Source organism: Moraxella sp. CTOTU47618 (assembly GCF_032017425.1).
GTDB classification, from domain to species: Bacteria; Pseudomonadota; Gammaproteobacteria; order Pseudomonadales; family Moraxellaceae; genus Faucicola; species Faucicola tetraodonis.
In genome coordinates, this window is the sequence record NZ_DALZPW010000002.1 from 20,805 (window position 1) to 39,434 (window position 18,630).

Annotated in this window: 17 protein-coding genes; 6 read left to right on the forward strand and 11 right to left on the reverse strand. The window is 46.4% G+C overall.

Annotated features, from left to right (window positions below):
* Positions 1-25 precede the first annotated feature (25 nt).
* The 6 genes from recN to xerD all read left to right on the forward strand — a co-directional run bounded on the left by recN (position 26) and on the right by xerD (position 4,569).
* Positions 26-1,732: a DNA repair protein RecN gene (gene recN, locus RTS09_RS02305; protein WP_312533970.1), complete on the forward strand. Its 1,707-nt coding sequence runs from the start codon at positions 26-28 to the stop codon at positions 1,730-1,732.
* A gap of 83 nt (positions 1,733-1,815) precedes the next feature.
* A complete protein-coding gene (locus tag RTS09_RS02310; protein ID WP_050324897.1) occupies positions 1,816-2,382 on the forward strand; it encodes a YqgE/AlgH family protein in 567 nt (188 codons plus the stop codon).
* Positions 2,375-2,860, forward strand: coding sequence for a Holliday junction resolvase RuvX (gene ruvX / locus RTS09_RS02315; protein WP_063619555.1), 486 nt, complete (start codon positions 2,375-2,377; stop codon positions 2,858-2,860). The genes RTS09_RS02310 and ruvX overlap by 8 nt, the downstream gene beginning before the upstream one ends.
* Positions 2,857-3,324: a hypothetical protein gene (locus RTS09_RS02320; protein WP_312533972.1), complete on the forward strand. Its 468-nt coding sequence runs from the start codon at positions 2,857-2,859 to the stop codon at positions 3,322-3,324. The genes ruvX and RTS09_RS02320 overlap by 4 nt, the downstream gene beginning before the upstream one ends.
* A complete protein-coding gene (gene tusA, locus RTS09_RS02325; protein WP_050324895.1) occupies positions 3,317-3,589 on the forward strand; it encodes a sulfurtransferase TusA in 273 nt (90 codons plus the stop codon). Before RTS09_RS02320 ends, tusA begins: the two co-directional genes overlap by 8 nt.
* A 35-nt stretch (positions 3,590-3,624) precedes the next feature.
* On the forward strand, positions 3,625-4,569 hold the full coding sequence (gene xerD / locus RTS09_RS02330) for a site-specific tyrosine recombinase XerD (RefSeq protein ID WP_312533975.1): 945 nt from the start codon (positions 3,625-3,627) through the stop codon (positions 4,567-4,569).
* A gap of 10 nt (positions 4,570-4,579) precedes the next feature.
* Here xerD and RTS09_RS02335 read toward each other — a convergent pair whose 3' ends face one another.
* From RTS09_RS02335 to pgi, 11 genes are all read right to left on the reverse strand, one after another.
* Positions 4,580-5,476: a putative RNA methyltransferase gene (locus RTS09_RS02335; protein WP_312533978.1), complete on the reverse strand. Its 897-nt coding sequence runs from the start codon at positions 5,474-5,476 to the stop codon at positions 4,580-4,582.
* A 67-nt stretch (positions 5,477-5,543) separates the two neighbouring features.
* On the reverse strand, positions 5,544-6,662 hold the full coding sequence (mraY, locus tag RTS09_RS02340) for a phospho-N-acetylmuramoyl-pentapeptide-transferase (RefSeq protein ID WP_050324892.1): 1,119 nt from the start codon (positions 6,660-6,662) through the stop codon (positions 5,544-5,546).
* Between the two features lie 221 nt (positions 6,663-6,883).
* Positions 6,884-8,365 carry a UDP-N-acetylmuramoyl-tripeptide--D-alanyl-D-alanine ligase gene (locus tag RTS09_RS02345; protein ID WP_312533981.1) on the reverse strand — a complete coding sequence of 494 codons (1,482 nt, stop codon included), beginning with the start codon at positions 8,363-8,365 and terminating at the stop codon, positions 6,884-6,886.
* Between the two features lie 51 nt (positions 8,366-8,416).
* Positions 8,417-9,061, reverse strand: a complete 645-nt coding sequence (locus tag RTS09_RS02350; RefSeq protein ID WP_312533983.1) for a histidine phosphatase family protein — start codon at positions 9,059-9,061, stop codon at positions 8,417-8,419.
* A gap of 14 nt (positions 9,062-9,075) precedes the next feature.
* The gene (locus RTS09_RS02355) at positions 9,076-10,638 is read right to left on the reverse strand and encodes a UDP-N-acetylmuramoyl-L-alanyl-D-glutamate--2,6-diaminopimelate ligase (protein ID WP_312533985.1); all 1,563 of its coding nucleotides are present in this window, start codon (positions 10,636-10,638) and stop codon (positions 9,076-9,078) included.
* A gap of 19 nt (positions 10,639-10,657) precedes the next feature.
* Positions 10,658-12,727, reverse strand: coding sequence for a peptidoglycan D,D-transpeptidase FtsI family protein (locus tag RTS09_RS02360; RefSeq protein WP_312533989.1), 2,070 nt, complete (start codon positions 12,725-12,727; stop codon positions 10,658-10,660).
* 12 nt (positions 12,728-12,739) lie between these two features.
* Positions 12,740-13,288: a cell division protein FtsL gene (ftsL, locus tag RTS09_RS02365; protein ID WP_312533992.1), complete on the reverse strand. Its 549-nt coding sequence runs from the start codon at positions 13,286-13,288 to the stop codon at positions 12,740-12,742.
* A gap of 141 nt (positions 13,289-13,429) precedes the next feature.
* A complete protein-coding gene (gene rsmH / locus RTS09_RS02370; protein WP_312533994.1) occupies positions 13,430-14,389 on the reverse strand; it encodes a 16S rRNA (cytosine(1402)-N(4))-methyltransferase RsmH in 960 nt (319 codons plus the stop codon).
* A gap of 243 nt (positions 14,390-14,632) precedes the next feature.
* Entirely contained in the window at positions 14,633-15,667 is a 1,035-nt protein-coding gene (gene galE, locus RTS09_RS02375) for a UDP-glucose 4-epimerase GalE (RefSeq protein WP_312533997.1), read from the reverse strand.
* Positions 15,668-15,675: 8 nt separating this feature from the next.
* Positions 15,676-16,938 carry a UDP-glucose 6-dehydrogenase gene (locus RTS09_RS02380; RefSeq protein ID WP_284035099.1) on the reverse strand — a complete coding sequence of 421 codons (1,263 nt, stop codon included), beginning with the start codon at positions 16,936-16,938 and terminating at the stop codon, positions 15,676-15,678.
* 28 nt (positions 16,939-16,966) lie between these two features.
* Positions 16,967-18,613 (reverse strand): glucose-6-phosphate isomerase, encoded by a 1,647-nt coding sequence (pgi, locus tag RTS09_RS02385; RefSeq protein ID WP_312534005.1) that lies wholly within the window; start codon positions 18,611-18,613, stop codon positions 16,967-16,969.
* Positions 18,614-18,630 lie beyond the last annotated feature (17 nt).

Here is an 18,630-nt window from a genome sequence, read left to right on the forward strand (position 1 = left end):
TCTTAACGTCAATGATAGGATTGATATGCTGACACAGTTAACCTTACAAAATTTAGCCCTCGTCACCAATGCTGAAATTGAGATGAATGCTGGATTTAACATTATCACTGGCGAGACAGGTGCTGGTAAATCACTATTGCTTGATGCCTTGACCTTGTGCGTGGGTGGTCGTAGTGACGCAGGTTTGATTCGGCATGGACAGACCACGGCAGACGCTTTTGCAGAATTTAATATCGGTCAATTACCCGAAGTCATGGCATGGCTGAGCGAGCAAAATTACCCATTTGAAGACGATACGCTGCTGATTCGCCGGCAACTTGCCAACCAAAACGGTACGCTTCGTAGTAAAGCTTGGCTCAATGGCATGCCCATTAGTATGAATGAGCTTAAAATTTTGGGTGGGTTACTGGTCAATATTCACAGCCAACATGCCCAGCAAAGTTTGCTACGTCCGCAGTTTGTGATGGAATGGCTTGATAGCGCCACGGGCTTAAATAGCCAAGCAAGCGACGTGAAACAAGCTTTTTTGCAGTACGAACGCCTTAAATCACAAGCCGCCCAGCACGCCAAAGACGAGCAATTGCGCCAACAGCAAATTGAGCTATTGAGGAATCAATTAGCCGATATTGAGCCAATTGCCACTGTCTTATACAGTGAACTTGAAGCTGAGTACGATGAATTATCTAACCTTGAAAACCTCATGCAGCAAGCCGCCTTGTCGGTGCAACTACTCGATAATGACAGTGATGAGCCCGATGTGGTAAGCCTGCTTAATCGGGCGATTAGACTGTGTGAAGCACAGACTGAGCTTAGCCAAACCTATGCCGATTGTGTTGAACAGTTGTACTCAGCACATACCCAAATCGCTGAAGTGGCTAGCACCCTCAGCAATTATGCTGAGGGACAAAGCCTTGACCCCAAGCGGTTAGCACTACTTGATGAGCAGTTATCGACGTTCCACCGACTGGCGCGTAAATATCATACCACGCCGGAAAACCTTGTTGAAGACAGCCAAGCCTGGCAACAGCAATTAGATGATTTGCAATCAGTGATGTCGCCTGAAGCGATGGCAGAGCAAATTGAAGAAGCTTATCAAGCCTACCTGCAAAAAGCCAAAGCGTTGGATGACAGTCGCCAAGCCAATGCCACAACATTAGCTGAAGCGCTAGTCGCACGGTTAAAAGCATTGGCATTGCCCAATGTGCAGGCAGCATTTGAATTTACCCCACTTGATAAACCGCAAAGTATCGGGTTATCGCAAATTGAACTGCTATTTAGTGCCAATGTCGGTATGCCAATGCAACCGATTCACAAAATTGCCTCAGGCGGTGAATTATCACGGTTAGCGCTTATCATGCAAGTCATTGATGCGCAAGGGGTTTGCCGTAATACGACGACCGATATGGCAACCACCACCCGTCAGTTATTGGTATTTGATGAAGTGGATGTGGGTATCAGTGGTGGCACGGCGCAAGTGGTGGGCGAGTTACTGCGTGAACTGGGTGAAGAACAACAAATCATTGCTATCACTCACCAATCGCAAGTCGCGGCACAAGCCCATCAGCATATTTTGGTGTACAAGACCCAGCAAGAGAAAGCCCAGTCTCACTTAAAAATCCTGTCGGGCGATGACCAAGTGCAGGAATTAGCGCGCATGTCGGGCGGGGTCAATATCACCGAAGACACGCTCAAACACGCGCGCAGTTTGCTAGCAAGTCGCCGGGTAAGTTAATTTAATATCGCCTGTCGCTTTTAATGTTTATCGTTTTTAATCTTTGCCGCTTTTAAGTCGCTTTTAATTAGGTATGCCACTGAATGTCAAAAAACCAAAATCTTACCAACCATTTTTTGATAGCCTCGCCCAATATTGACGGCGGGATTTTCTATCAATCTTTGGTCTATATTTGCCGTCAAGACCAACAAGGCACGTTAGGGCTGGTAATTAACAAACCCATCGAAACCAGCAACGTCGCCAAATTGTTTGAAGAATTAAATATTGATGTGACAATCACTGACTTGCACCGAAAATTACCCTTAGATGGCGGCCCCATGAACCCGGAAGTTGGGTTTGTGCTCCATACGGGACAGCCCGATTGGGTATCTTCGTTTGCCATCACCGAAAACGTCTGTATCACCACTAGCAAGGATATTTTACAAAGTATCGCCAATGGTCAAGGTGTTGAGCATTTTGAGCTTTGTTTGGGTCATGCCAGCTGGGGGAAAGGGCAGCTAGAAGAAGAAATCAACCAAGGCGATTGGTTTGTTTTGCCGGCATCAATGGGGCTATTGTTTGATATCGACCATCAGACTCGCTGGCAAGTCGCCGCTCAGCAGTTGGGCGTTGATTTTAACAAACTGAGTACGGATATCGGGCATGCTTAACCTGACTATGGCACAAGATACCCATCACACCCACACTATCGAAACGGTGATGGGGCTTGATTTTGGCATCGCAAAAATGGGTATCGCCTTGGGCAATACCTTAACCCAAACCGCAAGCCCGTTGATGCAGTTTAAAATGGATAATGGCAAACCCAATTGGGATGAATTGCTAAAAATTATCGAGTCATGGCAAGTAAGCACCATCATCATCGGTTTGCCACTGAATATGGATGGCACTGCATCTGAGCTTGGCAATCGTGCCAAAAAATTTGCTCGTAGGCTTAAACACCAGCTCGAGGAAGCGCATCGACCACGGCCGATTATTTTGGCGGATGAGCGCTTAACTAGCCGTGAAGCCAAAAATTTGGCTTGGGAATATGGGTTAATCAAAAGTGACAAAGAGCCGATTGATAGTATCGCCTCAGCGATTATGCTCGGCAGTTGGCTTAGAAGTGGCGAAGGAGCGCTGTTATCATGACTCAATTAAATGCACCTGCTACGCCAACGACCAAAGGCTTTTCAGCCCCTGTTCTTTGTTTGATTGAGCACGCACAGCGACTCAACAAATGGTCAATTTATCTGGTTTATTTGGCAATTGCGCTATTTTTATTATTTGGTACCCTAAAGAGCTTGTCACAGTTTAAGGACAGTCAAACAATTTATACTTTGTTTCATTGGGTGCCTTATGGACTTGTTGGACTCACCATACCGCTATCCTGCTATGTGGCGTTTATTTTATACCGTTACCGTTTAAGCCAGCCGAGCATGCTTGCGCTGTGTATCGGTATGGGATTTGGCTTGTTTGTTATCAGTAGCTATGTCGCCCTAGCCGCCTGGATTGGGGTGGCGTTTATGTTTAAAGCCAATTTAACCCGTTTTTTTAATTTTATCCAAGAAAGTCGACAAACAGAAACTCAAAAAACAGAGACTCAACATGCCTGATGCCAATTACCAACTCGATACCCAAGGGCTGATTTGTCCAGAGCCGATTATGCTACTGCATAAAACCGTTCGTAAAGCGCAGTCGGGAGAGGTGATTCATGTCATCGCCACTGACCCTGCGACCACGCGCGATATCCCCAATTTTTGTCGCCATCTGGGGCATGAACTTATCGAGCAGCAAGACATCATCAACCCCCAACAACACCAAAATCCTGATCCGTATGCCAATGTGTATCATTACTGGATTAAGAAAAAAGCTGGTTAAAAAACGCCCCCTTATCCCGAGATTTCAAGTCATTTATGTCCCAAGTCGCCGCGCGCCAACCTCGCCAAGTCAAAGCCTTACACCTTGATGATGAGCCCAGTTATATTCAGCAGTTTCGCCAAGAATTGCTGACGCGGGGACTTGCCACCAATACGCGCAATGCTTATATTCGTGACTTGATGCTGTGTGAAGCCACCTGTAGCAAAGCCATCACCCGTTGGGATGCCAGTGACGTGTTAGCTTGCCTAGCGGCGCTCTATAAACAAGGCAAAACAGCGCGCAGCCAAGCGCGTGCCTTATCATCGCTCAAACAGTTTTTTTTATGGCAAATCAACGCTAATCAGCGTGATGACAACCCGTGTGAGCATATCAAGACCCCAAAACTTGGGCGCGCGCTACCCAAAGATTTATCCGAAAGTGATGTCGATGCCCTACTCGCCAGCCCAGATACATCGACCCCATTGGGCATGCGTGACCAAGCCATGTTTGAAGTGCTCTATGCGTGCGGGCTGCGTGTCTCTGAGCTTATTCATTTATCGTTAAGTGAAGTCAATCTCAATGCAGGCTGGTTACAGGTTACCGGTAAAGGTGATAAGACTCGGCTGGTACCCCTTGGCGAAGTGGCGATTGATGTATTGACCGATTATTTGAGCGTAGCGCGACCGCAATTATGTATCATGAAAAATGGGCGAGAAAGTCGCTGCCAAGCGGTATTTTTGACCCAACAAGGCGGCTATATGACCCGCCAAAACTTTTGGTATGTCATTAAACGCTACGCCAAGCAAGCCGGCATCGACAGCGAAATTTCTCCGCATACCTTACGTCATGCCTTTGCTACTCATTTGCTCAATCACGGCGCTGACTTGCGCAGTGTACAGATGTTATTGGGTCACAGCGATTTATCAACCACCCAAATCTATACCCATGTGGCTACGGCAAGACTGCAACAGCTGCATCAGCAGCACCATCCACGCGCTTAGGGCTGTTTGTTTATAGACAAATTTTTTGAAACCCATAAAGCATAAAATCGGTCGTAAAGCGCATTGACCCTGCCTGCTGGCAGCGCTCGATTAATGCTTCACGTCTGGCTGGCTGCGCCCGAAACGCATAGGGCGTCATAGTCAATAAATCTTGTAACTGCGTAGCGGTAAGCGAAATCGTGGTTTCCACCCGCGTTTGCTTAACCAACTCAAAATACGGTGCTAATTCATCGATAAATTTGTCTGAGTCGTGCGCCACGATTTGTTCAAATAGCCCATCACGCATCTCAATCAAGTGATTGACGGCGGGCTTGGCAATCACTACAAAACCCTGATCGCTGACCAACCGATGAAATTCATCCGCCAAAATCGGGCTAAAAATACTGGTCAACATACTCACCGCCTGACTGGCCAATGGTACTTGTGAAGCAGATGCCACTAAGCAATATTTTTGCGTGGTCGTGCTAATTGGTTTAAGTCGTTTGGCCGTAGCAAGTACGGCAGGTTTGCTGATATCAAGCGCGACTAACTTGCTTGGGTTAAGCTGTAAAAATCGCTCAGTGTAATATCCTTCGCCACAGCCAATGTCTAGCCAATTTACCGATGGTTGGGAGGATAATAGCCCTTTGCAAAAGTCATAGAGCCCATCTTGCAGCGACTGATAAAACCCCGCTTGTAGAAAACGACGACGCGCCATAATCGACTCATCACTATCACCGGGGTTTTTGCTATGCTTATTTTGCACCGGCAGTAGATTCACATACCCTTGTTTGGCGACATCAAAGCTATGTTGCCGCTGCTGCGCATTTTCACCGGTGCATTGCCAAACTTTTTCACCCACCTTTAGCGGACTTTGGCAAATCGGGCAGCGAAAATTTGCAGAAAATGTCGAAGGGGATGCCACCATAAAAATATCTCAAAAAAGCTGTTAAAAACCCAATTGATGCAAAGCGCCGTTAGCGAACGTAGCAAAATTAGCGAAGTTTCAACGTCATCAGCCCTAAAATAACCAAGACAATGGTAATAATCCAAAAACGGGTAACCACTTGGGTTTCTTTCCAGCCACCTTCTTCAAAATGGTGATGCAGCGGCGCCATGCGAAAGATGCGTTTTTTACGAAGTTTGTAAGAGCCTACTTGTAGCATGACCGATACGGCTTCTGCCACAAATAAACCACCCATGATGAACAGCACAATCTCTTGGCGCGTCATCACAGCAATGGTGCCAAGCATCGCGCCCAAGGCTAATGCACCAACATCGCCCATAAACACTTGGGCGGGATGGGCATTAAACCATAAAAACCCTAAGCCTGCCCCAACCATGGCACCACACACAACTGTCACATCGCTATTATAAGCAATATAGGGCACGTGGAGATATTCAGCAAAGCGAAAATCCCCTGACACATAAGCAAACACCCCTAAGCCTGCGGCGACCAACACCACAGGAAAAATGGCAAGACCATCCAAACCATCGGTTAAGTTGACCGCATTTGAGGTGCCATTAATCACAAAATAAGTAAAGATAATAAACGCCAAACCCAATGGTACAGCGGAGAAAGGAATCGACACGTTTTTAAATAACGGAATCAGTAAATCTTGCATGGCGTGAGCTGTCGCCACATGCGGCTGCTGACTGGCAATCCAGTATAAGGATACACCCACAAATAAAGCGCCAACCGACAACCAAAAATATTTTTTGCGCGCAATCAAGCCTTTTGGGTCTTTATATTTGATTTTCAGCCAGTCATCTGCCCAGCCCACCGCGCCAAAAATCACCAAGACCACCATCAAAATCCATACGTAGGGGTTGGTTAGATTCGCCCACAATAGCGTGGTCACCAAAATACTGCCCAAAATCAAAATCCCGCCCATGGTGGGTGTGCCTGTTTTGGCAAGGTGGCTCTGTGGGCCATCGTTACGAATGGCTTGTCCATATTTGAGCGCACGCAGCCGTTCAATAACGCGTCCACCAAACACCATACTGATACCCAGCGCAGTCAGCACCGCTAATAAAACACGTAAGGTCAGCGATGACACAGCCGAAAATGGGGAATAAAATTGGCTTAGCCATTCAAATAACCACAATAGCACGAGTGGACTCCTTAGGGGGTTCTGGGTAAAAACAGGGGCTTAAGGTCCCTGTCATTATCATGATAGGATACATGAAAAATCGCTATGAAAACCGTCTATAAAAACTGTCTCACGTTGACTCATTAGCAAAAACCCATCATAAAAAGTTGACTATTTTAAGTAAAAATTCACAAAAAATCAGCCAATTTTTATCAAATGGCTGATGAAAGCGCTGTTTTTAGTTAGGATGGCTGACGGGTTAACTCGTCAATTACCTGCTCCATCATCATATAGCGTGAGCCTTTAAACAAGATATGCCAGGCGTCATCACTACTCGCCAGCTTATCTTTGATCGCCGCAAGTAGGGTGGCTTTGTCTGGATAAGCCTGTGCTTGCATGCCGGATGCTTGCGCTTGCGCGACGGTAACAGGCGTTAACTCCCCCACCGTATACAGCACAGTCACGCCAGAGGCGGCAATAGCCTCACCGAGCTTGCGATGCTCCTCTTGGGCGGCATCACCCAACTCACCAATATCGCCCAATACCAACATGGTGGGCGCACCTTGACTCACCAACACTTGCGTGGCAGCAACGACGGCACTGGGATTGGCATTATAAGTGTCATCAATTAAAGTATGTTTACCAAACTCAATAAAATTGAGTCGACCTTTGGCAGGTTTGGCGGTATCGAGTCCTTTGGCGATATCATCAATCGACAGCCCCAAGGCTTGCGCACATGCCGCGGCGGCTAAGGCATTGCTGATGTTGTGTTCACCTGCAAAGTTTAAAGTGACGTTTTGACTCTCGATTTCATCAATTTCAAAATTGAAATTTAGGCTAAAGGTACTGGTATTACCGACTTCCACATCATCGGCAAACACATCACCCATCAGTAGCACCGTATCTTCATCTGTTAAGCCAATCTCTTTGGCTTGTTGCATATCCACGCCAGCATCCGCCAAGGACACGTCACGCTCGCCAAAGGTTAGAATATTTTGGGTAAATTGTTGGGCATTATTGAGTAGCGTATCAAAATAATCATCACCAAATGGCACAATCGCTGTACCTGTGTTACTTAATCCTTGATAAATCTCAGATTTGGTCTTGGCGATATTATCACGCCCGCCAAATTCCCCCAAATGTGCCGTGCCGATATTGAGCACACAAGCGACATCGGGTTTGACAAGCTGTGTGGTATAAGCAATCTCTCCGACATGGTTGGCGCCAAGCTCCATCACGGCATAGCGATGGTCATCGGTCAGCTCTAGTAGCATCATCGGCACGCCCAAATCATTGTTGAGATTGCCGCGGGTGATAAGTGTCGGCGCAATACGGTTTAAAATACTGCCAAGCATTTCTTTGGCGGTGGTTTTGCCGCTCGAGCCTGTAATCGCGACGACTTTTAGATTGGGATGTTGGCCACGGCGGTAAGCACCTAATTTGCCGAGTGCCAATTTTGTGTCAGTCACTACGAGTTGCGGCAAGTCACTTTCGACTGCACGGCTGACAATCGCTAAGACCGCGCCTTTATCTTTGGCAGTTTTTACATAATCATGTCCGTCAAAGTTATCGCCTTGGATGGCTAAAAAGATATCGCCTTGTTCGATTTTGCGGGTGTCGGTGATAATTTTTTTGGATGTCTGGGTAAAATCACTGTGAAAGGTTGGGTTTAGATCTTTTAGCGCTTCGGTTAAGTTGGCAGATTGCCAAATATATGCAGTCATTTTGGTCTCTTTGTTGGGGTCTCTTTATTCGGGTCTCTTTATAGTTTATTACTAGCGAATCTCGTCATCTTGCCCATCATTGCGCACCCATACTTTCTTGATTCCTGCAGCAGCGAGCAACAACACTTCGCAATTTTTGGGGCGCATTGCCAGTTCAAACTCACGGAATTTTTTCATGTTATATAGACGCGGGCTATCGCCAAGTAGCAGTTGCCAGATAAGCATGCCAATCCACATGCCGTGGGTAAATACTAGATAGGTGCCATCGGGCAAGGCATCAAAATACGCACGCACTTTTTGTACCCGCGCTACGAAATGCTCAAAACTGTCCGTCACCTCACTGGCTCGGTGCGCAGAATGCTGTTGCCAAAAATCATCGGCAATCACACGGATGTCATCAAATGACAAATCCTTGATGGTGTCAAAATCCAAAAAGTTAAATTCGTGCAATTCTTCGATGACAGTGGCTGTGCGCTTAGTGCTTTGAAGATAAGGCTGAGCCGTTTGCTGGGTGCGAAGATACTGGGATACAAAAATCTCGGTGACTGGCTCGCTGATATGGTCAGTAAGCCAATCCGCCAATGCTTGCGCTTGCGTCTTGCCAACGTCAGTAAGATTAATGGCATGATTGGGGCGCACTGCTTGCCCTGCATTGGACTCGCTTTGGGCATGACGGATTAGGTAGATTTTTTTCATGATGCTAGGCTAAGTTATTTGCCGAATTTTTCAATGGCGTTTTTTACCACCACTTTATCATCAAAATCGTGGCGCACCCCTTTGATTTCTTGATAGGTTTCATGCCCTTTGCCTGCAATCACCACGATATCACTAGGCTTGGCATGCTGCACCGCATATTCAATCGCCTTTTGACGGTCTGGCTCGATAATGGCTTGATAGTGCTGCTGGCAAGTCATGCCCGCTTGCATATCGTTCAAAATCGCGTTGGGGTCTTCACTGCGTGGGTTATCGGCAGTCAAAATCACTTTGTCAGCTAGGCGAAGTCCTGCTTGTGCCATCAGTGGACGTTTACCCTTATCACGGTCGCCACCACAGCCAAATACCGCCCACAGCTCACCTGTACAGTGCGATTTTAAACTGGTCAACACCTGCTCTAGCGCATCTGGCGTATGCGCATAATCCACGATAAAACAGCTACTGGTCGATGGCACCCGATCCATACGACCTGTGGCACCGCGAAGCGTTGGCACTGCCGCTTGGATTTGCGCCACACTCAATCCCATCGCGGCACTTTGTGATAACGCGAAGGCGCCTGCGATACTCGCCAACAAATTGGCCACATTAAATCGCCCTAACAGTGGACTGTTCACCGTTAATTCACCTTGTGGCGTGACAGCTTTTGAAAGAGCAATGGTCAAATCACCCCCTTGCAAACTAGGCAGGATGGTTTTGGCAAAAAAATCGGCTTGGTCATTGGTCAAGCTATACGTCCACACGGTTAAATGGGATGCGTTAGCCGCCTCAATCATCAATTCACTAAATTCATCATCTAAATTAATAATCGCGTGAGTGAGGGTGGGAAAATGTGCTTTATCAAACAGTCGCGCTTTCGCCTGCGCATAATCGTCCATGTCAGTATGATAGTCGAGATGATCACGACTTAAATTGGTAAACATCGCCACGTTGATGGGTACGCCTTGCAGCCGCTGTTGGTGTAACCCGTGAGAGCTGGCTTCAATGGCTAAGGCTTGTACGCCTTGCTTGGCAAAATCATCAATCGCATGTTGCAGATTAAAGACTTCTAAGGTGGTGTGGGTACTTGGGGTTAAATTTGGCAAAACCCCATTACCTGCCGTGCCCATCACCGCAGTTTTGATGCCCGATTGACTGATGAGTTGGGCGACCAGTTGGCTTACGGTGGTCTTGCCATTGGTGCCTGTCACCGCGATGACCGCAGGCAACTTGGTGCGATGTTGCTGTTGCAAACTGGTTTGAATCAGAGAACCTAAAAAATCACGAATGGTAGGCAAATAAATAATCGGCAACATAAACTGCGACTGGAGCGCAGATACATCAATTTCTGACAACACAAACGCCGCTTTGTCTGTGACTTGGGCAAGATAACCTGTAACTTTTTCCAAATCAAGGCTGTCGGTCGCGTTTTGACTCTTTAGCAATACAAATACATCGCCCTGACCCACTTGACGGCTATCGACCACAAACTGCCCAAATGGTTGATTCATGACAGGGTTTAACAGTTGTCGCACGCTTTCTGGTAGCGATAGCGCAGACATCATCGGTTGCAACGTAATCATAGCTTTTTCCATAGGGTTGTTATAAGTCATTGACACTTTCGATGCTGGTGGTAGTGGTTTCTTTACCCGATAGCGGCTTGTCAAACGGCACATTGTACAAACGCAAGGCTTCTTTCATCACACTGCGGAACACGGGTGCTGCAACCAAACCACCAAATTTGTTAATACGCGGGTCTTCAACCATGATGGCGACCACAAAACGTGGGTTGGAAGCAGGGGCAATACCGACAAATGCGGTACGATATTGGTCATTGTAATAACCGCCTTTAGGGTTGGTACGTCTTGCCGTACCGGTTTTACCCGCCACACGATAGCCATCGATAGCGGCTAAGGTTGCCGTACCGCCAGGCTCAGTGACTGACGTCATCATGTCGACAATGGTAAGGGCATCGCTGGTTTTGATGACTTGCTTGGCGGCAGGTTTGGCAAAAGGGACGGAGACATTATTGGTACTACTGCTATTGAGCGCGTTATCACGGGTACTTTTAAGGATCGTCAACGGATGCATCACGCCCCCTGCACCTAGCACACTGTAAGCTTGTGCAAGCTGCGCTAGCGTGACTTGGAGACCATAACCGTACGACACAGTTGCGCGGCGTGCGATTTCATTTTGCTCAGGCGTTGGCACTAGTCCAGCAGATTCACCGGGTAATTTTAGGTTGGTTTTTGCGCCAAAGCCAAAGGCTTTTTGCGTATCACTCATCGTGGTGGCAGGCAAAGAAAGGGCAATTTTTGCTGAGCCAATATTACTCGATTTTTGCAGTAGGGTACGCAGACTAATGGTACCTAAATTGCCATGGTCACGAATAGTATGCCCTTGCACCACCATGCTCCCTGGACTGGTATTAACCAGTGAGTTGGCATTGTATTGTCCTGACTTTAAGCCCGTGGCAACGGTGATGGGTTTCATTACCGAACCTGGTTCAAATACATCCATCAAGGCATGGTTACGCTGGTTTTCATTGGATAAACTATTTAAGTCATTGGCGTTAAACGACGGCCAGTTGGACATCGCCATCACTTCGCCCGAGTTGACATCGACAATCATGCCCGCTGCCCAGCGCGCCTGCTGTACTCTTCCGACTTTTTCAAGCTCTTGGTACAAGATATATTGTAGCCGTGAGTCAACGGTTAGTTGTAAGTCCTTGCCAGCGACTTCAGGTTTGACTTGTTCGATTTCTTTAATGCTGTTGTTTTTGGCATCACGCATGACCATGACTTCGCCATCTTTGCCCGATAGCATGTCATTAAATACGCGCTCTACCCCAGCTTGCCCTTGGTAATGCGTGCCATCTGTCATATTGGTACGCGCCATAAAGCCTAATAATTGGGCATTGGGCTGTGGCTGTGGATAGTAGCGCTGATAAAACGTGTCGGTACTGACCCCAGCAAAGTTGGCATCAATGAGCGGCTGTGCTGCTTCAGGTTGCACATTTTTCATTAATGGAAAATAATGCGACCCTGCGCCCGTGGGCAATACAGCTTTTACCGCTTCTTTATCAGCAAGATTGATGTTGTCATTAATACGTACCGCATTTTTAAATTCGCTGACGCTAATGCCTGTCAATGCCGAAAGTTTGGCTAAATCCATGTTCTGCAAACGTTTTGCAACGCGCTCAAGCTCACGATTGACCGATTTACTCGGTTTAGATTTTTGCAATTCTTGCTGGCGCGCTTTGAGCTCATAGTATTCCACCGCATAATCATGCGGACTAAAATACGCAGAGGTTAATGGCGCTGAAATCGCAAGCGGCATGTTATTGCGGTCGGTGATCATACCCCGGTAGGACGGCTCTTTTTTGACGGTGGTAATGAGCGAATTACCTTTACCTTGATAGTAGGATTTATTAATGACTTGGATGTATGCCAAGCGCCCAAAAATCGCTACAAATACCAGCCCCATCGCTATCCAAATGGACTTAAAGCGAATGGCATCTTCTTCAATACTGCCTTGGCGTGAGGCACCACTACGACGCTTTGACGCATTTCTTTTAGGGGCAGTGACTTTGAGCACAGGCACTTTGGTGGGTCGCCCTGACATGGCATTGGCAACTTTGGTGGTTATCGATTTCTTATTGCGAGTATTCACGCGGTTGCCTCATCAATGCTGCGTTTCTGGATTGATAGCTGGAGTGTTTGACTCGTTGCTGCTGGCGTCACTAGTAAATACCGTGACTTTGTTGTCGTGAATAATCATACGATCGGACAAGTTAGGGTAAAACATATTGAGTTCAGTCACCGCGCGGTTGGTCACTTGCGGGGTAGCGCTAAAGGTTTGCTGCTCAATCAGCATACGTTGGTGTTCCATTTGCAGATGGCGAAATTGTTTTTTGAGTTTTTGCAGCTCGCCATATTGTTGGTGATAAGTTTGGATTTGCTCGACGACGCTCACCCCTGTCCACAAAATCGCAATCACTAATAGCATCATCGCAACCGTATATAGACTAACGCCGCGATACTCGGTATCGAGCATCTCGCTAATACTGGCACCCAAGCCTTCACTGCTTTTTTTCATCGTCGTGTTATTTTTTACCGTTGCGTCGTTATTTTTGGCGGAGAAAAGACGCGTTTTTTTGAGCGAATTTTGGTTATCGCGGCCATTTGACATGGGGTTACTCGTCATGGGAGGCAGGGGCTGAGATTTTGGCATTTTTATATCAAAGAGCTTTTTATATCAAAGAGCAGGGTATCAAGATAAAACAAGTCATTATAACGCAAGCCATCTAAGTTTGGTTAATGCAATCGCTTTTTATTGTTTGTTATAAATATCATGTTACAAAAACGGCTATCTTTACAGTCGGGTTGCTGACCGAAGCCACGCACTTCTGGCGCGCGGGTTGGTTTTTATTTCACTATCCGACGGGGCGACCCGCTCAGGTTTAGATAGCAGTTTGGGGCGTTTGGGTGGCATCGGCAAATTGGCGTCTTCAGGATATTGACCTTTACTGTGTTTTTGCAAAAACTGCTTGATGATACGGTCTTCTAGCGAATGAAAACTAATCACCGCCAAGCGTCCCCCTACGTTAAGCGCCATGAGCGATTGATCCAAGAAGCTATCGATATCACCGAGTTCATTATTGATAAAAATACGCATGGCTTGAAAACTTTGGGTGGCAGGGTGCTTGCCTTTTTGCCAATTGGGATGCGCCTGCTTGATGGTTTCTGCCAGGGCTAGGGTAGAATCATAGTGCTCCATTTGTTTGATTGCCCTTGCAATACGGCGGCTGTGTCGTTCTTCACCATAGTTATACAGCACATCTGCAAGCACGGTTTCATCCACGCGTTTTAACCATTGGGCGACCGATTCGCCACGGCTGGTATCCATGCGCATATCCACCGCCCCATCGCGCATAAAGCTAAAGCCGCGGCTACCGTCATCAAGCTGCGGTGAGGACACGCCCAAATCTGCCATAATCCCGTCGACCTGTTCAATTCCTAATCGCTGCAGATTGTCTTGCAGTTTGGCAAAACTATCATGAATCACTATCACGCGCGCATCACTGGCTGCCAATGCTTGCGCCGTTTGTATGGCTTGGGGGTCTTTATCAAATACGAGCAGACGACTGTCTTTATCCAAATAAGTTAACAGCAATCGGCTGTGCCCACCGCGTCCAAATGTCGCATCGACAAAGGTGCCCGTTTTTTTGATGGCTCCTGTTTCTAGCTGCGCTACAGTTACATTGAGCACACTTGCCACCGTTTCTTTTAGCAAAACGGTTTCATGGATAAATTCAGGTGCGCTAATGGTCATAACAGGCTCAATGGGACAATAAGAAAAAAGAAATTCGCTAAACAATCGCTAGGGTGAAAACACATAAAAATCATAATTTATCTAACCCTCTATTATCGCTGAAGCCAGCCTAGGGTCAAGTAAAATCATAAACTTGACTGGGTTTTTATGATAAAAATGCTTATCTTTGATAAAACCTAGCCATAAAAAAGACGGTTATAAAACCGTCGTTAATACTCGCCATCGCCAGTATTAAAGGAGCGCCTAATCGTCATAGCCATTAGGGTTTTGGCTTTGCCAACGCCAGGTGTCAGCACACATACGCTCGATATCAAACTCAGCTTGCCAGCCCAACAGACTCTTTGCTTTATCACTACTGGCATAACAGCTGGCAATGTCGCCAGGTCGTCTTGGCGCTATGCTATAAGGCACGGGTTGACCGGTGGTTTTGATAAAGGCATTGACCAATTGTAATACAGATGTTCCTTTACCTGTACCCAAGTTAATCGGCTCAAATCCGAGCTGGGTTTGCTGTTGCAAATACTGTAAAGCGGCGACATGCCCTTTTGCCAAATCGACCACATGGATATAATCTCGCACGCCTGTCCCATCCACGGTATCATAATCATTGCCAAACACGCTTAATTGCGGCAGCTTACCCACTGCCACTTGGCTGACATACGGCATCAAATTATTGGGAATGCCATTGGGATTTTCACCTATGGTTCCGGTATGGTAGGCACCAATGGGATTAAAATAGCGCAGTGAAATTAATTGCCAGTGGTTATCTGATTTTGCCAAATCTTCAAGCATATGTTCAATCATCAGCTTGCTTTGCCCATACGGATTGGTCGCAGAACGCGGTGAGGATTCGACAATCGGCAAGGCTTCTGGGTCACCATACACGGTTGCTGATGACGAGAAAATCAAGTTTTTGACATTGGCTTGCGTCATCGCATCGAGTAGATTGAGCGTGCCTGCGACATTATTTTGATAATACCACAGTGGCTTGGCAACCGATTCACCGACCGCCTTTAGCCCTGCAAAATGAATCACCGCAGTGAAGTCATGGGCAGCAAAGGTTTTGGCAAGCAGCTGTGTGTCCAAAATATCGCCTTCGATAAATTCAATGGACTGCCCCACAATTTGCTGGACGCGCGCCAGCGAGGCTGGACTACTATTGGATAAATTATCATACACCACGGGGGTGAATCCTGCAGCAATTAGCTCAATTAACGTATGTGAGCCGATATAGCCTGCACCGCCAGTCACTAAGATTTTTTTGCTTTGATTTATCATTGTTTTGCCTATTTTTTACAGCCTATACCCGTATAAAAACCAACGAGCTGCTGAATTTGTGGTTCGGTTAACGTATTTTTTGCATCGAAAATGGGTAATGCAATGTTATTTAAGCGATTGATATCCGGCTTGATCGGTAGCGACCAGTTGACAATAAACAACGCTTGCACTTGCGTAAGCGGCGCATAGGCATCGTCGGTCAATGAAAACAGCGGATGATTACCGTATAACTCTAACAATTCTTCTTTGGTATTGTTGGCATACACAATCGTCTTGATATTGTATGACCATAATAATTTAATCAGTGGATGAAACGCTGAATGGGTGGTGCGTCCGGTACCATTACGATAGCCTGAGCCCCAAATCATCACCGTTTTATTTTCGATAAAGCCATCAAAATATTGCCAAAATTCACGGAAAATCAGTTCTTTTTGGTCTTCATTAATGGATTTTACCGCCTCGAGCAACGACGTCTCCACTTGGTTATGCTTAAAACTATCAATCAAAAAATCCAATTCTAGGGGCAATGACTTGCCACCAAATCCCCAACCTGCTTTGAGATAATCTTTACCAATGCGTTTATCAAGCCCAAGGATTTGCTCGACTTGTTTGATATTGACCTGTTCACTGGCGGCGAGACGCGCCATTTCATTCATGAAAGACAAGCGTGTTGCTAGCATTCCCATGATACTACTGCGCGCAAATTCTGCCGTTTTGATATCGGTAATAAAGTGCTTGTCACTTTTTTCAATAAAAAACAGCAAAATGTTGTTGTGCGCGCTACTGCCTTGCGTTTTTTCACCAATCAATGCCAAATCGGCTTGGAAAAAAGAACTAAAATTCGCCCCATCTTTCATAAAAATAAAGGGAAGATAATAAACCCAAGTAGTTGTCAATTTGCGGGCGAATTGTTCAATCTCACCAATGGCTTTGACACCGCTAATGATAATCTGGGTAGTGGGGTTAAAATGAAATGAGCCAAATTGGTCAAGCGCCTGCGCTGATACGCCATCGACAAACAACCAAATATCATCTGCGTTGACATAGGCTGAAAAATCATGGGTTGGCAAAGGCTGGGTAACGATGTTGCCTTGAGATTGGTACAACTGCCACAGCAGCACCATCTGCCGATCAAACTGGTAATCATTCATGACCTGCTGAAGGCTATCGTCGTCGGTCAATAGCCTAACTTGGTATTGAAGGGTGGCAAGCAAAATACAAGCATTGATTGATTCATTGGTACTGCCAATTACATATACAGTTTTTGTCATTGTTTTCTTCTTTTATCCCTATCTATCATTAGCTTGCAAAGGTTGTTTTAATGGTATTTAGCAACTGATTGGTTGAGCTATCAAATGGCTGCGCTTGTTGCGGCGATAATTCTTGCGTTGATACTAAGGCATCAAAGACGGCATTAGCCATCACTTTACCCACTTCAACCCCCCACTGGTCAAATGGGTTAATCTGCCAAATGACTGACATAACAAATACTTTGTGCTCATACAGCGCAATCAATGACCCTAACGTTCTTGGGGTCAGCTGTTTAAGTAGAATGGTCGTTGACGGCTGATTGCCGCGATAATGTTTGAATTTATCCATACCACTATTGCTGTCTTTGATGGCGGCATTGCCAAACGCCAGCACTTGGCTTTGCGCTAAGCAGTTGGCAAGCGAAAGTCCATGCTGCTCAAGCAAGTTTTTATTGATTGTTTGGGCATCTGCGTAGCGTTTGATTGGGGCAATAAAATCACAACTGACTGCCTGTGTGCCCTGATGGAGCAACTGATAAAACGCATGCTGAGCATTGGAGCCAATATCACCCCACAAAATCGGACAAGTACTGTAAGTCACTGCCTCACCTTGGCGATTAACAGATTTACCGTTACTCTCCATCTCAAGCTGGGTTAAGTAATTGGGGAAAAAAGATAACCGACCATCATAAGGTAACACCGTATGGGCGTTAATGTGTAAAAACGTACTGTTCCAAACACCGAGTAGCCCTAACAACACAGGCATGTTTTGAGCAAAATCGGCGGTAGCAAAATGCCGATCCATCGCATAGGCACCTGCTAGCAATTCATAAAAATTGTGCATGCCAATTTTTATGGCAATCGCCAGTCCAATCACCGACCACATGGAGAATCGACCCCCAACCCAATCCCAGAGCATTAATTGGTTATCGACATGAATACCCCATTCTGACATCTTATCGGCTTTGGTAGAAATCCCAATAAAATGACGACGCAAAATAGTGGCTTTGTTATCATGACTGGCTAACAACCATGACATCGCCGTCTTGGCATTGGACAGCGTATCAATGGTGGAAAATGATTTCGACGAGATAATAAACAGCGTGGTTTGCGGATTTAATACCTTGAGCAAACTATCGAGCTGGGTGCCATCCATATTGGAGACAAAATGTACACTGATAGGGGTATCTGTCCATTCTTTTAATGCCGTTGTTGCCATCACTGGCCCTAGATCTGAGCCGCCGACGCCGATATTCACGACATCGGTGATTGCCTGACCAGAATAACCACGCCAGACCCCATTACGAATCCGCTCCACCAACTTTTCCGCTTTTTGTAAGCTGGTATGCACTTGCTCAATGACATTGATACCTTCGACCCAAACTTGCTCACCTTGCGGCTGTCTTAACGCGGTATGCAGTGCAGGGCGATGCTCAGTATCGTTCACGATTTCGCCTGTCATCAGCCGATGGATTTCTTGCGCTAACTCACGCTCATTTGCCAGTGTGATTAAATTACTGAGCACAGCCGCATCAATTTTTTGTTTACTAAAATCCATGATCATGTCGCATGCGGCAACACGGTACTGTAAGCCGCGATTGGATTGTTGGCTAAACAATTGATTAAGCGTGGCCATACTATCTGCTTGAGTAGACAGTGTTTGCCATGTACGATTCGCACTTGTATCGGTTGACATTCGCCTATGACCCTATA

Coding starts and splice junctions, on each gene's coding strand:
- RTS09_RS02320 (WP_312533972.1), top strand. CDS start 2,857: ATGACTCAATTAAATGCACCTGCTACGCCAACGACCAAAGGCTTTTCA.
- RTS09_RS02350 (WP_312533983.1), bottom strand. CDS start 9,061: ATGAAAAAAATCTACCTAATCCGTCATGCCCAAAGCGAGTCCAATGCA.
- ftsL (WP_312533992.1), bottom strand. CDS start 13,288: ATGCCAAAATCTCAGCCCCTGCCTCCCATGACGAGTAACCCCATGTCA.
- RTS09_RS02345 (WP_312533981.1), bottom strand. CDS start 8,365: ATGACTGCATATATTTGGCAATCTGCCAACTTAACCGAAGCGCTAAAA.
- rsmH (WP_312533994.1), bottom strand. CDS start 14,389: ATGACCATTAGCGCACCTGAATTTATCCATGAAACCGTTTTGCTAAAA.
- galE (WP_312533997.1), bottom strand. CDS start 15,667: ATGATAAATCAAAGCAAAAAAATCTTAGTGACTGGCGGTGCAGGCTAT.
- RTS09_RS02355 (WP_312533985.1), bottom strand. CDS start 10,638: ATGATTACGTTGCAACCGATGATGTCTGCGCTATCGCTACCAGAAAGC.
- RTS09_RS02335 (WP_312533978.1), bottom strand. CDS start 5,476: ATGGTGGCATCCCCTTCGACATTTTCTGCAAATTTTCGCTGCCCGATT.
- tusA (WP_050324895.1), top strand. CDS start 3,317: ATGCCTGATGCCAATTACCAACTCGATACCCAAGGGCTGATTTGTCCA.
- xerD (WP_312533975.1), top strand. CDS start 3,625: ATGTCCCAAGTCGCCGCGCGCCAACCTCGCCAAGTCAAAGCCTTACAC.
- RTS09_RS02310 (WP_050324897.1), top strand. CDS start 1,816: ATGTCAAAAAACCAAAATCTTACCAACCATTTTTTGATAGCCTCGCCC.
- recN (WP_312533970.1), top strand. CDS start 26: ATGCTGACACAGTTAACCTTACAAAATTTAGCCCTCGTCACCAATGCT.
- pgi (WP_312534005.1), bottom strand. CDS start 18,613: ATGTCAACCGATACAAGTGCGAATCGTACATGGCAAACACTGTCTACT.
- RTS09_RS02380 (WP_284035099.1), bottom strand. CDS start 16,938: ATGACAAAAACTGTATATGTAATTGGCAGTACCAATGAATCAATCAAT.
- ruvX (WP_063619555.1), top strand. CDS start 2,375: ATGCTTAACCTGACTATGGCACAAGATACCCATCACACCCACACTATC.